The organism is Piscinibacter sp. XHJ-5 (assembly GCF_029855045.1).
Lineage (GTDB): Bacteria > Pseudomonadota > Gammaproteobacteria > Burkholderiales > Burkholderiaceae_C > Albitalea.
The window spans coordinates 3,480,255-3,493,512 of sequence record NZ_CP123228.1 but is presented as its reverse complement, the minus strand read 5'-3'; the positions used below and the strand labels follow the sequence as shown (position 1 = coordinate 3,493,512).

12 protein-coding genes are annotated in these 13,258 nt (G+C 65.9%); 10 read left to right on the top strand and 2 right to left on the bottom strand.

Translation table 11 applies throughout. The features are described from left to right. Positions 1–113 precede the first annotated feature (113 nt). From ftsH to glmM, 3 genes are all read left to right on the top strand, one after another. On the top strand, positions 114–2,015 hold the full coding sequence (ftsH, locus tag P7V53_RS16455; protein ID WP_280150482.1) for an ATP-dependent zinc metalloprotease FtsH: 1,902 nt from the start codon (positions 114–116) through the stop codon (positions 2,013–2,015). Between the two features lie 66 nt (positions 2,016–2,081). Then, on the top strand, positions 2,082–2,906 hold the full coding sequence (gene folP / locus P7V53_RS16450; RefSeq protein WP_280150481.1) for a dihydropteroate synthase: 825 nt from the start codon (positions 2,082–2,084) through the stop codon (positions 2,904–2,906). A 35-nt stretch (positions 2,907–2,941) separates the two neighbouring features. Next, positions 2,942–4,276 carry a phosphoglucosamine mutase gene (gene glmM, locus P7V53_RS16445; RefSeq protein WP_280150479.1) on the top strand — a complete coding sequence of 445 codons (1,335 nt, stop codon included), beginning with the start codon at positions 2,942–2,944 and terminating at the stop codon, positions 4,274–4,276. Positions 4,277–4,306: 30 nt separating this feature from the next. Here the strand turns inward: glmM and P7V53_RS16440 are convergent, their stop codons facing one another. Beyond that, the gene (locus P7V53_RS16440; protein WP_280156533.1) at positions 4,307–4,789 is read right to left on the bottom strand and encodes a fasciclin domain-containing protein; all 483 of its coding nucleotides are present in this window, start codon (positions 4,787–4,789) and stop codon (positions 4,307–4,309) included. A gap of 221 nt (positions 4,790–5,010) precedes the next feature. Here P7V53_RS16440 and pstS point away from each other — a divergent pair, with 221 nt between their 5' ends. The 7 genes from pstS to phoR all read left to right on the top strand — a co-directional run bounded on the left by pstS (position 5,011) and on the right by phoR (position 11,640). Next, the gene (gene pstS / locus P7V53_RS16435) at positions 5,011–6,045 is read left to right on the top strand and encodes a phosphate ABC transporter substrate-binding protein PstS (protein WP_280156532.1); all 1,035 of its coding nucleotides are present in this window, start codon (positions 5,011–5,013) and stop codon (positions 6,043–6,045) included. Between the two features lie 68 nt (positions 6,046–6,113). Continuing rightward, a complete protein-coding gene (pstC, locus tag P7V53_RS16430; RefSeq protein WP_280150478.1) occupies positions 6,114–7,133 on the top strand; it encodes a phosphate ABC transporter permease PstC in 1,020 nt (339 codons plus the stop codon). Then, positions 7,130–8,002 carry a phosphate ABC transporter permease PstA gene (pstA, locus tag P7V53_RS16425; protein ID WP_280150476.1) on the top strand — a complete coding sequence of 291 codons (873 nt, stop codon included), beginning with the start codon at positions 7,130–7,132 and terminating at the stop codon, positions 8,000–8,002. The genes pstC and pstA overlap by 4 nt, the downstream gene beginning before the upstream one ends. 13 nt (positions 8,003–8,015) lie before the next feature. Further along, complete coding sequence (gene pstB / locus P7V53_RS16420; RefSeq protein ID WP_280150475.1) at positions 8,016–8,801, top strand: phosphate ABC transporter ATP-binding protein PstB; 786 nt, start codon at positions 8,016–8,018, stop codon at positions 8,799–8,801. 25 nt (positions 8,802–8,826) lie between these two features. Continuing rightward, positions 8,827–9,534, top strand: a complete 708-nt coding sequence (phoU, locus tag P7V53_RS16415) for a phosphate signaling complex protein PhoU (RefSeq protein ID WP_280150474.1) — start codon at positions 8,827–8,829, stop codon at positions 9,532–9,534. 12 nt (positions 9,535–9,546) lie between these two features. Beyond that, positions 9,547–10,248, top strand: a complete 702-nt coding sequence (gene phoB, locus P7V53_RS16410) for a phosphate regulon transcriptional regulator PhoB (protein ID WP_280150473.1) — start codon at positions 9,547–9,549, stop codon at positions 10,246–10,248. A 9-nt stretch (positions 10,249–10,257) separates the two neighbouring features. Then, positions 10,258–11,640: a phosphate regulon sensor histidine kinase PhoR gene (gene phoR / locus P7V53_RS16405; RefSeq protein ID WP_280150471.1), complete on the top strand. Its 1,383-nt coding sequence runs from the start codon at positions 10,258–10,260 to the stop codon at positions 11,638–11,640. Here phoR and P7V53_RS16400 read toward each other — a convergent pair. Further along, positions 11,619–13,256: a hypothetical protein gene (locus tag P7V53_RS16400; protein WP_280150470.1), complete on the bottom strand. Its 1,638-nt coding sequence runs from the start codon at positions 13,254–13,256 to the stop codon at positions 11,619–11,621. The two genes, phoR and P7V53_RS16400, sit on opposite strands and share 22 nt — an antisense overlap. Positions 13,257–13,258 lie beyond the last annotated feature (2 nt).

The following is a 13,258-nucleotide window of genomic DNA, read 5'->3' as shown; positions in this document are numbered from 1 at the left end:
GTGTTTGCGGCCCGAAACCCCGGGCTTGACTGGCATAAAATCGTTCCCATCTGCCGTGGAGCCCGAGGCGGTTTTTGTCGGGCGCAGCGTTTTGACCCGGAAAAGGAGCCGCGGTGAACAATCAATGGTTCTCGAAAATCGCTGTTTGGCTGGTGATCGCCCTCGTGCTGTTCACCGTGTTCAAGCAGTTCGACCGCGGCGCCACTCGTGCCAATGAGATCGGCTACTCCGACTTCCTCGAAGAGGTCCGCAGCAAGCGCATCAAGAGCGTGCAACTCCAGGAGGGCCCGACAGGCACCGAGATCAAGGCCCGTACCACCGACGACAAGGAGCTGCGCACCACAGCCACCTATCTCGACCGCGGGCTGGTTGGCGACCTCATCAACAATGGCGTCAAGTTCGACGTCAAGCCCCGCGAAGAGCCATCGATCCTGATGAGCATCCTCGTGTCGTGGGGCCCGATGCTGCTGTTGATCGGCGTCTGGATCTACTTCATGAGACAGATGCAGGGCGGGGGCAAGGGCGGGGCGTTCAGCTTCGGCAAGTCCAAGGCCCGCATGCTCGACGAGGCCAACAACACCACGACCTTCTCCGATGTCGCCGGCTGCGACGAGGCGAAGGAAGAGGTCAAGGAACTGGTCGACTTCCTCAAGGACCCCCAGAAGTTCCAGAAGCTTGGCGGCCGCATTCCGCGCGGCGTGCTGCTGGTCGGCCCTCCGGGGACAGGCAAGACGCTGCTGGCCAAGGCCATCGCCGGTGAGGCGAAGGTGCCGTTCTTCAGCATCTCGGGCTCCGACTTCGTCGAGATGTTCGTCGGCGTGGGCGCGGCCCGCGTGCGCGACATGTTCGAGCAGGCCAAGAAGAGCGCGCCTTGCATCATCTTCGTCGACGAGATCGACGCTGTCGGCCGCCATCGTGGCGCGGGCCTTGGCGGCGGCAACGACGAGCGCGAGCAGACGCTGAACCAGATGCTGGTCGAGATGGACGGGTTCGAGACCAACCTGGGCGTGATCGTGATGGCCGCCACGAACCGGCCCGACATTCTCGACCCCGCACTGCTGCGCCCGGGCCGCTTCGACCGCCAGGTCTACGTCACGCTGCCGGATGTTCGCGGCCGCGAGCAGATCCTCAACGTGCACATGCGCAAGGTGCCGCTGGGACAGGATATCCGTGCCGACATCCTGGCACGCGGCACTCCGGGTTTCTCCGGCGCCGACCTGGCCAACCTGGTCAACGAAGCGGCACTCTTCGCCGCGCGCCGCAACGGGCGCGTCGTCGAGATGGTCGACTTCGAGAAGGCCAAGGACAAGATCATGATGGGCACCGAGCGCAAGTCCATGGTCATGGACGAGGAAGAGCGCCGCAACACCGCCTATCACGAGGCGGGTCACGCGCTGGTCGCTCGCCTGCTGCCCAAGACCGACCCAGTGCACAAGGTCACCATCATCCCGCGCGGCGGCGCGCTGGGCCTCACCATGTACTTGCCGGAGGGCGACCGCTACAGCACCGACAAGGTCCGCATCCTGAGCCGCATCTCCATGCTGTTCGGCGGTCGCATTGCTGAAGAGGTGTTCATGAACCAGATGACCACCGGGGCCAGCAACGACTTCGAGCGCGCCACGCAGCTGGCTCGCGACATGGTGATGCGCTATGGCATGAGCGACGCCCTGGGTCCGATGGTCTACGCCGAGAACGAGGGTGAGGTTTTCCTCGGGCGTTCCGTGACCAAGACGACCAACATGTCCGAAGAGACCATGCAGCGCGTCGACGCGGAGGTGCGCCGCATCATCGACGAGCAATACGCGATCGCCCGCAAGCTCATCGAGGACAACAAGGACAAGATGCACACGATGGCCAAGGCGTTGCTCGAGTGGGAAACCATCGACGGTGAGCAGGTCGACGACATCATGAACGGCCGCCCGCCGCGTCCGCCGAAGGACTGGACGCCGTCGGCCAACAAGCCGGGCGGCCCCACGCCGCCGGTCAATGCCGACGGACAACCGGCCGCTGCCTGATCCGGGCCGCACGCATTCGAACGGGGCTGCGGCCCCGTTTCTCATTGGACGACGCCCCGACCATCCATGTACTGGCAGACCACGCGTTTCCAGATCGACCTGAGCCGGCCCCGCGTCATGGGCATCGTCAACGTGACGCCGGATTCATTTTCGGATGGGGGCGCCCACGCCACGGCGGCAGCGGCGCTGGCGCACTGCGAGCAGCTGCTGAAGGATGGCGCCGACCTCCTCGACATCGGCGGCGAATCCAGCCGCCCGGGCGCACGTCCGGTGCCCGTGGATGAGGAATGGGCACGCGTGGAGCCGGTCCTGGTGGGCGCGCTGTCGATGGGCTACCCGCTGTCGCTCGATACCATCAAGCCCGAGCTGATGCGCAAGGCGTTCGATCTCGGCGTGGACATCGTCAACGACATCAACGCGCTGCGCTCGCCCGGGGCGCTGGACACGGTTGCCGGCCACCCGAACGGAGGTGTGTGCCTGATGCACATGCAGGGCGAGCCGCAGTCGATGCAGGCGCAGCCGCATTACGGGGACGTCGTCGCGGAAGTCCGTGTCTTTCTGGCCGAGCGCGCGCAATTGCTGCGCGACCGCGGTGTCGCGGCGTCGCGCATCGTGCTCGACCCGGGCATCGGCTTCGGCAAGACGGTGGATCACAACCTGGCGCTGCTGCGGCGCCAGCAGGAATTGCTGGGCGAGTATCCGCTGCTGGTAGGGTGGTCGCGCAAGTCGACCCTCGGCATCCTGACCGGCCGGCCCGCCGGGGAACGCATGGTCGCCAGCGTGGCAGCAGCGCTGGCCGCTGTCCAAAAGGGCGCTCGGGTCGTTCGCGTGCACGACGTCGCGGCCACGGTCCAAGCCCTGCAGGTGTGGGGGGCGGCAGGGCTCGCCTGATACCCGACAATCGCTGCCTCACTTCCGTGGACAACATGAGCAGGACCTACTTCGGGACCGACGGTATTCGGGGCACTGTCGGCCAGGAACCGATCACGCCGGACTTCATGCTGCGTTTGGGGCATGCCGTCGGCCGGGTGCTGAGGCGCAGCGAATCTCGCCCGAGCGTGCTCATCGGCAAGGACACCCGCATCTCGGGCTACATGATCGAGTCGTCGCTCGAGGCCGGCTTCGCCTCGGCCGGGGTCGACGTCCTCCTGACGGGGCCGCTGCCGACGCCCGGCGTCGCGTACCTCACCCGCGCGCTTCGTCAGAGCCTGGGCGTGGTGATCAGCGCGTCGCACAACCCGTTCGGCGACAACGGCATCAAGTTCTTCTCGGCCAAGGGCGAGAAGCTGCCCGACGCCTGGGAGCTGGAAGTGGAGGCAGCGCTGGCCGAGGCGCCGCAATGGGCCGACTCCGCCCGCCTGGGTCGCGCGCGCCGGCTCGATGACGCCAGCGGCCGCTACATCGAGTTCTGCAAGAACACCTTCTCGAGCGAGCTGTCCCTCAAAGGTCTCAAGGTCGTCGTCGACGCGGCGCACGGTGCGGCCTATCACGTTGCCCCCGATGTCTTCCATGAGCTCGGGGCCGAAACGGTCTGCATTGGCTGCAAGCCTGATGGCTTCAACATCAACGCGGGCGTGGGCGCCACGGCCCCGGCAAGCCTCGTGCAGGCGGTTCGGGAGCACGGCGCCGACTACGGTATTGCGCTGGACGGCGACGCCGACCGCTTGCAGCTGGTGGACCGCGATGGTCGTCTGTACAACGGCGACGAGCTGCTCTACGTGATGGTGGCCGACCGCCTGGCGCTTGGCCAAGCCGTTCCCGGCGCCGTGGGCACGCTGATGACCAACATGGCTGTCGAGCTCGCGCTCAAGGCGCGCGGCGTCGAATGCGTGCGGGCGAAGGTCGGCGACCGCTATGTGCTGGAGGAGCTGTCGGCGCGAGGCTGGCTGCTCGGCGGCGAGGGATCGGGCCACCTGCTGGCGCTCGACAAGCACACCACCGGCGACGGCATCGTGAGTGCCCTGCAGGTGCTCCAGGCCGTCGCGCGAGCCGGCCGGTCCCTTCCGGAGCTGCTCCATGGCGTGTCGCTGTTTCCGCAAACGCTGATCAACGTGCGTCTCCAGGCCGGTCAGGACTGGAAGTCCAGCCCACGCCTGCCGGACGTCCGGGCTGCGGTGGAGCGCGAGCTCGGGGACGCCGGCCGTGTGCTGATCCGACCGTCCGGCACGGAGCCGCTGGTACGGGTCATGGTCGAAGCCCGCGACCCCGACCTTGCGGAGCGATCGGCACAGCGTCTGGCCGAAGCGCTCAAGGCGGCCTGATCCGACCGCCGGGCAGAACGCCCCGCAGCCTTACCTCTTCGCCGGGATGAGCACCCGGTCGATGACGTGAACCACTCCGTTCGACGCAGGGAGGTCGGCCTGTGTCACGACGGCGTCTTCGACCGTCACGAAGCTACCGGCCTTCGACAGCGAAATGTTGCCGCCTTGCAGGGTCTTCGCGGGCCCGTTCTTCACGTCGGCGGAAAGGACCTTGCTGGCCACGACGTGGTAGCTCAGCACCGATCTCAGAAGCTCCTTGTCGGAAGCCATCTCCTGCATCGTCTTGGCAGGAACCGCCATGAATGCGGCGTCGCTCGGGGCAAACACGGTGTACGGACCGGCGGCGCCGAGCGTTTCCGCCAGGCCGGCGTCCTTGACGAGCTTGTTCAGGGTGGACAGCTCCGGCTTGGCGGCGGTCGTCTCGTTGACGGTAGCCGGAGAGGGCGTGGTGGCACAACCGGCCAGTGCCGCCAGGGTTGCGGCTGTCACGATGAGCCGCTGAGAGATCTTCATGAGGTCGTCCTTTTGCTGTTGTAGAGCACCGAAGCGGGCCGCCTTTCCCGGCGGCCGTGGCGGCGGCAGGTTAGGGACCGACCATGACCATCCCGTGACATCGATGTGACCGTTCATGTTGCCTTCCTGGGCGTCACACTGCCCGACGACGGTGTCACCGAGCTGTCATGTCTGCCTCTTACAGTCGCGGGCATCTAACATCCTCGTTGAAAGGTCCACGCATGCGCCTCGCTCTCATCCGTCCTGTCGCGGCCGTCGCACTGTGCGTCGTCGCCGGTGCTGTCCTGGCGGAGGACGTCACCGGTGCCGGGGCCACCTTTCCCGCGCCGCTGTATGCGAAGTGGGCGGATGCCTATCACAAGGCCACCGGCGTGCGGGTCAACTACCAGTCCGTCGGCTCGGGTGCCGGTCTCAAGCAGATCCGCTCGAAGACCGTCGACTTCGGCGCCTCCGACATGCCGCTGAAGGATGACGAGCTGGTGAAGGACGGCCTAGTGCAGTTCCCGACGGTGATCGGCGGCGTGGTACCGGTCGTCAACATCCAGGGCATCCAGCCCGGCCAGATCAAGCTCACCGGTCAGGTGCTGGGTGACATCTATCTGGGCAAGATCGCCAAATGGAATGACCCGGCGCTCACCGCGTTGAATCCGGGCGTGCCGCTGCCCGACGCGGCCATCTCGGTGGTGCGCCGCGCCGACGGCTCGGGCACCAGCTTCATCTTCACCAACTACTTGTCAAAGGTGAATGCCGACTGGAAGGCCAAGGTCGGCGAAGGCACGGCGGTCAACTGGCCGACTGGCGCGGGCGGCAAGGGCAACGAAGGCGTTGCCGCCTTCGTCACCCGCCTGCCGAACTCCATCGGCTACGTGGAGTACGCCTACGTCAAGCAGAACAAGATGACGTACACGCAGCTGAAGAACAAGGACGGCAACTTCGTGTCGCCGGATGATGCAAACTTCAAGGCCGCCGCCGCCGGCGCCGACTGGGCGAAGAGCTTCTACCAGGTCCTCACCGAGCAGCCGGGCAAGGATGCGTGGCCGTTGACGGGTGCCACCTTCATCATGATGCACAAGGCACAGGAGAAGCCGGCGCAGGCTGTCAGCACGCTCAAGTTCTTCGACTGGGCCTATGTCAGCGGCGACAACATGGCCGCCGATCTGGAGTACGTGTCTTTGCCGGATCCGGTGAAGAACCTCGTTCGCAAGCAGTGGGCCGAAATCAAGGACGCGTCAGGCAAGGTCGTCGCGTTCAAGTGATCGGCAGTCGGTGAAAGTCGCGGCGGGAGGCCTTCAGGATCCCGCCGCTCAGTCCGTCTGGAGCCATCGTGGCCGCAACCCTACCCGCATCCCACTACGACTCAAACAAAGCGCAACGCGTCGATCCGCTGGGGCAGCCGCCGACGGCGCGAAAGGCGTCGCGCTGGGCAGATACGCTGTTCTCGACCCTTGCGCATTCAGCAGCCATCCTTACGCTTCTGCTGCTGGCGGGCATCATCGGCTCGCTGGTCGTCGGGGCGGCTCCCGCCATCAAGGAATATGGCCTGAGCTTCCTGTGGCGCAGCGAATGGGACCCTGTCAAGGACCGGTACGGCGGCCTGGTGATGATCTTCGGTACGGTGGCCACATCGCTCATCGCGCTGGTCATCGCCGTGCCGGTGAGCTTCGGCATTGCGCTATTCCTGACCGAGCTGTCTCCAAAATGGTTGCGCCGTCCGCTCGGTGTGGCGATCGAGCTGCTCGCCGCCGTCCCGTCCATCGTCTATGGCATGTGGGGGCTGCTGGTGTTCAGCCCGGTGCTGTCGCAGTTCGTGCAGCAGCCGCTGCAGAAGCTCATTGGCAACACGCCGGTGCTGAAGGAACTGGTTTCCGGGGCGCCGGTGGGCATCGGCATCCTGTCCGCGGGCATCATCCTGGCGATCATGATCATCCCGTTCATCGCCGCCGTGATGCGAGACGTGTTCGAGGTCACGCCTGCGCTCCTGAAGGAGTCGGCGTACGGGCTGGGATCGACGACGTGGGAGGTTGTCTTCAAGGTCGTGCTTCCCTACACCAAGACCGGCGTGATCGGCGGCATCATGCTCGGGCTCGGACGCGCGCTCGGAGAAACGATGGCGGTCACCTTCGTCATCGGCAACTTCAATCAGATGAGCAGCCTGTCGCTGTTCGAGGCTGCCAACAGCATCACGTCGGCACTGGCGAACGAGTTCGCCGAGGCCAACGAAGGCTTGCACCAGGCCTCGCTGATCTACCTGGGCCTGGTGCTCTTCTTCATCACCTTCGTGGTCCTGTCGCTGTCGAAAGTGCTGCTGTCGCAGCTTCGCAAGAGTGAAGGAGTGCGGGCATGAACGCATCGCTCGGCGCCAGCGACGCCTCTCGCCTGGCCCGGCACCGCCGCCGCAAGCTGGTCAACGCGGTTGCCCTCACGCTGTCGATGATCGCGATGGCGTTCGGTCTGTTCTGGCTGATATGGATCCTGATCGAGACCGTGCGCCTCGGCGTCGGAGGGCTGACGTTCTCCGTTTTCACCGAGATGACGCCGCCGCCACAAGCCGATGTCGGCGGCCTCGCGAACGCCATCTTCGGATCGCTGCTGATGGTGACGCTAGCCACGATGATCGGCACGCCTGTCGGAGTGCTCGCCGGTGTCTATCTGGCCGAGTACGGGCAGAAGGGCTGGCTGGGACACCTGACACGCTTCATCAACGACATCCTGCTGTCGGCGCCATCGATTGTGATCGGGCTCTTCATCTACGCGGCCGTCGTTGCACGGTGGAAGACATTCTCCGGATTCGCCGGCGTGCTGGCCCTTGCACTGATCGTCATCCCGGTGGTGATCCGCACGACCGAGAACATGCTGTCGCTGATCCCCAACTCGCTGCGCGAAGCCGCCTATGCGCTCGGCACGCCGAAGTGGAAAGTGATCTCGAGCATCACGCTGAAGGCGGCGCGCGCGGGTGTGCTGACGGGTGTGCTGCTGGCCTTCGCGCGCATCGCCGGCGAAACGGCACCTCTGCTTTTCACCGCGCTATCCAACCAGTTCTGGACCTCGAGTCTGTCGGAGCCGATGGCCAGCCTGCCGGTGACCATCTTCAAGTTTGCGATGAGTCCGTACGAGAACTGGCAAAAGCTCGCCTGGGCAGGCGTGTTCCTGATCACGCTGGGCGTGCTCGCGCTCAACATCCTCGCGCGCGTGCTGTTCCGCCAGAGGCACTAGAAGGGTCGAACCCATGGACACCAAAGTCGAACTCCCGATCACCGAGAAGTCCAAGATCTCGGTGCGCAATCTCAACTTCTACTACGGGGGATTCCAGGCCCTCAAGCGCATCAATCTCGACATCCCGGAGAAGAAGGTCACCGCCTTCATCGGCCCATCGGGCTGCGGCAAGTCGACCTTGCTGCGCACCTTCAACCGGATGTTCGAGCTGTATCCCGAGCAGCGCGCCGAAGGTGAGATCCTGCTGGACGGCGAGAACATCCTGCGGTCCAAGCAGGACGTGTCCCTGATTCGCGCCAAGGTCGGCATGGTCTTCCAGAAGCCCACGCCGTTCCCGATGTCGATCTACGACAACATCGCATTCGGCGTTCGCCTGTTCGAGACCCTGCCTCGCATCGAGATGGATGAGCGGGTCGAATGGGCGCTGAAGAAGGCGGCGCTGTGGAACGAGGTCAAGGACAAGCTGAACCAGAGCGGCGCCGGGCTTTCCGGTGGCCAGCAGCAGCGCCTTTGCATCGCGCGCGGCATCGCCATCAAGCCCGAAGTCCTGCTGCTCGACGAGCCCTGCTCGGCGCTGGACCCCATCTCCACCGGCAAGATCGAGGAGCTGATCCACGAGCTCAAAAGTGACTACACCGTGGTCATCGTGACGCACAACATGCAGCAGGCGGCTCGCGCCTCCGACTACACGGCGTACATGTACCTCGGCGACCTGATCGAGTTCGGTCCCACATCGGAGGTCTTCATGAAGCCGAAGAAGAAGGACACCGAGGACTACATCACCGGTCGTTTCGGCTGAGTTGGCACTGAAAGGGAGAGTTGACGTGAGCGACAAGCATCTATCGACGCAGTTCGATGCCGAGCTGAGCGGCATTTCCACCCGCGTGCTCGAAATGGGCGGCCTGGTCGAATCGCAGGTGGCGCAGGCGATCTACGCGCTGACCAATTTCAGCGGTGACACCGCCTCGCAGGTGCTGTCGCAGGAAGAGACGGTCAACCAGATGGAGGTCGAGATCGATCGGGATTTGTCCACCATCATCGCGCGGCGCCAGCCAACCGCGCGCGATCTTCGGCTGCTCATCGCCATCAGCAAGACGATCGCCAACCTGGAGCGTGTCGGCGACGAGGCCGCGCGCATCGCACGCACCGTGCAGCGCCTGCTCAACAGCGGCGTGTCCAGCCGCATGCGCCTGCCGGTGAGCGACCTGGCATTCGAGTCCGAGCTCGCGATCAAGCAGTTGCGCAAGGCGCTGGATGCCTTCGCCCGCCTCGACACCGACAAGGCGGTCGAGGTGCTGAAGCAGGACGATCAGATCGACCAGGAGTTCGAAGGCCTGATGCGCAAGCTGATCACCTTCATGATGGAAGACCCGCGCACCATCTCGTCCAGCATCGACCTCGTGTTCGTCGCCAAGGCCATCGAGCGCGTCGGCGACCATGCGAAGAATCTGGCGGAGGTCATCATCTATGTCGTCAAGGGAACTGATGTCCGCCACAACCCGGTCTCGACGATCGAGACGATGGTGCGCTGAAGGAGCTGATTGATGAGCCGTATTCTGGTGGTTGAAGATGAGTCGGCGATTGCGGAGCTGATCTCGATCAATCTGCGACATGCGGGTTACGAGGTCACCATCGCTGCAACCGCCGACCAGGCGCAGTTCGAGGTGGATCGGGTGCTGCCGGACCTGGTCGTGCTCGACTGGATGCTGCCCGGGCAGTCCGGCTTGGCGCTGGCCAAGCGCTGGAGGGGTCAGACCCGCACGCGCGAGCTGCCGATCATCATGTTGACTGCGCGCGCTGAAGAGGCCGACAAGATCGCGGGTCTCGATGCCGGCGCCGACGACTACCTCGTCAAGCCTTTCTCCACCAACGAACTGCTCGCCCGCATCCGAGCGGTGCTGCGCCGCAAGGCGCCCGAAGCGCTGGACACGGTCGTCGAAGTCGGCGCACTTCGGCTGGACCCGGCGACGCGCCGGGTCACGCGCGAGGAGCGCGAGGTGCGGATCGGCCCCACCGAGTTCCGCCTGCTTCACTTCTTCATGACGCATCCGGAGCGGGTGCACAGCCGCGCCCAACTGCTCGACCGGGTGTGGGGCGATCACGTGTTCATCGAGGAACGCACGGTCGACGTCCATGTCAAGCGCCTGCGCGAGGCGCTCGAGCCGGTGAACTGCTCGCGCATGATCGAGACGGTGCGCGGCGCCGGCTACCGATTGACGCAGCAGGTCCAGGCCCTCTCCAGCTGACTTCGTGCGATGGGCTGGCTGATTCCACGCCTGCTCGCTGCGACCCTTGCCGTGATCCTCGGCGGGCTGGTCGGCATGGCCGTGGGAAATGCGTGGAGCTGGCCGGCCATCGGCGCCTTGCTCGGGGCGGCAGCGGCTGCGCTCGCGCATGCGTTCGTCGATGCGTGGCGCGGCCACCGCTTCATGAACTGGCTGCGCGGGCAGATGGAAGGATCAGCGCCGCGCGACACCGGGTTCTGGGGCGAGGTGGGCTACCGCGTCGAGCGTTCGGTGCGCGCGCTCGAGCGCAACGTCGCCACGGAAAGCGCGCGACTGGACCAGTTTTTATCCGCCATCGAAGCGTCGCCGAACGGAGTGTTGCTCCTGGACGCGAGCGACCAGATCGAGTGGTGCAACTCCGTGGCCGCCGATCATTTCGGGCTGGATCCGCAGCGTGATCGCCGCCAGCGCATCACCAATCTGGTCCGTGCGCCCGCGTTCGTCGCCTATCTGCAGGGCGACAGCTTCGGCGAGACGGTGACCTTCGCCGGACCGGGGGCGCGCGGCACCATCTCCGTGGCGGTGCGGCCGTACGGGGAAGGCAAGAAGCTGGTGCTGTCGCAGGACATCACCGAGCGCGAGCGCAACGACGCCATGCGGCGCGACTTCGTCGCCAACGTGTCGCACGAGATTCGCACGCCTCTCACGGTGCTCACGGGTTTCATCGAGACGCTGGGCAATCTTCCGCTCACCGAGGTCGAGCGTCGCCGCGTGCTGGAGCTGATGTCGCAGCAGACGCAGCGCATGCAGACGCTGGTCGGCGACTTGCTGACGCTCGCCCAGCTCGAGGGCAGTCCGCGCCCGGCGTCCGATCGCTGGGTGCCGGTGCAGAACCTGCTGGCGCAAGTCCATGCGGATGCGGAAGCACTGTCCGCAGGTCGCCATGTCTTCGACTTCAGCGGTGGTGAAGCGGCGCAGATCGCCGGCGCCGAGACCGAGCTGCAGAGTGCGGTGGCGAATCTGGTTACCAATGCGGTTCGCTACACACCGTCGGGCGGCCGCGTCGGGGTGTCCTGGTCGGTGCGCGCTGATGGCGCGGGCGAGCTGGAGGTGCACGATTCGGGCATCGGCATCGCACGCGAGCACCTTCCGCGCCTCACCGAGCGCTTCTATCGCGTCGACGGCAGTCGCTCACGCGATACAGGAGGCACGGGGCTTGGGCTGTCGATCGTCAAGCACGTGGTGCAGCGCCACGGCGGCGAGCTGGAAATCGACAGCGAACCCGGCCGTGGTTCCCGTTTCAGGCTCGTCTTTCCTGCTGCACGTGTCCGCCAGATGGAGCAAGCCCTCGATGCAAGGCGGGCTGCGATCGAATCGGTGCGGGCTGAGGCTCAGGGGGCAGGGCGTCTGTAGATCGCCGTCTGCTCGTCGCGGTCGTTCGGACGCCTTTCCCTCGCGACCAATGTCCAGTCGGCCAGCGGCGGCTTGGGCTTGCTGCGGGGCTCGAGCCGCAGCAGGTATTCGCAACGGCTCGCCTGCGGCACCGTCAGCGCGTCCACACGCCAGCCGCCCAGGTATTCCAGCGCGACCAGCTGGCCGCGCGGCAGATCCACCGCGGCCATGCAGGCGTCGCGAGGCACATGGCGGGCGATGCGTTCGACCAGCGTGCGATAGCTGCGCGCGTAGTCGAGAAGGGGCAGCCACAGCGTCATCAGCAGCAGCCAGCAAAGCGCCACGCCGCTGGCCGGCAGCACGAGGCTCTTCCACAGGGCATGGCGATGCCGTCCGGTGCGCCACTTCACCAGCCACAACCATGCAACCGTTGCGGCGCTCGCGAATGCGAACGCGGGCAGGGAGAAGCTGGGCATGAAGCCGGGAACCAGCCGTGCCACGTTGGCCGCCGGCTGACGTGGCACGCCCGTCTGCATCGCCGCGTACACCACCCAGATGATCAGCGCGCAGATGCTGAAGAAGAAGACGGAGAACCAGTCGATCGCAGCTGCCGTGCTCCGCTGCAGGGTCGGCAGTGCGAACGATGCGAGCACGGCCAGCGGCGGCAGCGCCAGCATCAAGGCGCGGTCCCAACCGCCCATTGCGATGCAGGCGACGGCACTGACCGCGACGCAACCCAGCGGCACGGCGATGTGGTGCTGCAGCAGGTGACGTCGCCACCGCCACAGCGTCCACACCGCGAGAAGCCACGCCGGCCACAGGAACCACAGGAACAATCGCCCCAGACTGAGCCAGTCCTTTGCCGAGGCGTAGCCGCTGAGCCGCCAGCCCCAGGCGCCAAGCGCCCAGGCGGCAATGGCGCCCAGCACCGTGCCGAGTGCGATCCACGGCACGAATCGGTGCGCCGGCACGTGGCCCGAGTAGCGGCACACCCCCATGCCGACCAGGCCCAGCGCAAGCGCGACCGTTGGCGCGCCGCTGGCGGCCAGCGCAGGCAGTGCGACCAGGACCGCGGCGCGCGGCGCCCAGCCGCGGAACGGCGTCGCGGAGAGCGCGTAGAGGTAGAGCGACACGCTGGCGAGCTGCGCCAGCTCCGGTGTCGTCTCGTGCCCCAGCAGCAGCAGGCCGAGCGTGGCGATCACCGCCAGCAGGGCACCGTCGGCGATGGCCCTCGCATAGTCGACGGGGTCGGCTTCACCGCCGAAGGCAAAGGGCAGCGGCTGCGCCGCTTCCGTGCGCGCCAGGTGGTAGCTGCTGTACCAGACCAGTGCGAGCGACGCCACGAGCAGCAACGCGAAAGGGATGCGCGCTGCAAGGGGAGCCCCGAGCCATGGCCCCAGGAGCTTCACGAAGACGGCGCCCAGCCAGTACGGCAGCAATGCCGTGTCGGAGGGCAGCCCGGCCACCGTGGGGAAGAACCATGCGCTGCGTCCCTCGGCCAGGTTGACCATGTAGCCGAAGGCCGTGATGTCGGCGTTCCGCCATGGATCGCGGCCGAAAAGGCCCGGAATGACGTAGGCGGCACAAAACAGGATCAGCGCCAAACGCGGCAGCCGCTGTGCGGCGCGCTGAGTCACGA

Excerpts from the sequence above, each read along its gene's own strand:
- folP (WP_280150481.1), top strand. The coding sequence starts at position 2,082 with ATGTACTGGCAGACCACGCGTTTCCAGATCGACCTGAGCCGGCCCCGC.
- glmM (WP_280150479.1), top strand. The coding sequence starts at position 2,942 with ATGAGCAGGACCTACTTCGGGACCGACGGTATTCGGGGCACTGTCGGC.
- P7V53_RS16440 (WP_280156533.1), bottom strand. The coding sequence starts at position 4,789 with ATGAAGATCTCTCAGCGGCTCATCGTGACAGCCGCAACCCTGGCGGCA.
- pstS (WP_280156532.1), top strand. The coding sequence starts at position 5,011 with ATGCGCCTCGCTCTCATCCGTCCTGTCGCGGCCGTCGCACTGTGCGTC.
- pstA (WP_280150476.1), top strand. The coding sequence starts at position 7,130 with ATGAACGCATCGCTCGGCGCCAGCGACGCCTCTCGCCTGGCCCGGCAC.
- pstB (WP_280150475.1), top strand. The coding sequence starts at position 8,016 with ATGGACACCAAAGTCGAACTCCCGATCACCGAGAAGTCCAAGATCTCG.
- phoB (WP_280150473.1), top strand. The coding sequence starts at position 9,547 with ATGAGCCGTATTCTGGTGGTTGAAGATGAGTCGGCGATTGCGGAGCTG.
- phoR (WP_280150471.1), top strand. The coding sequence starts at position 10,258 with ATGGGCTGGCTGATTCCACGCCTGCTCGCTGCGACCCTTGCCGTGATC.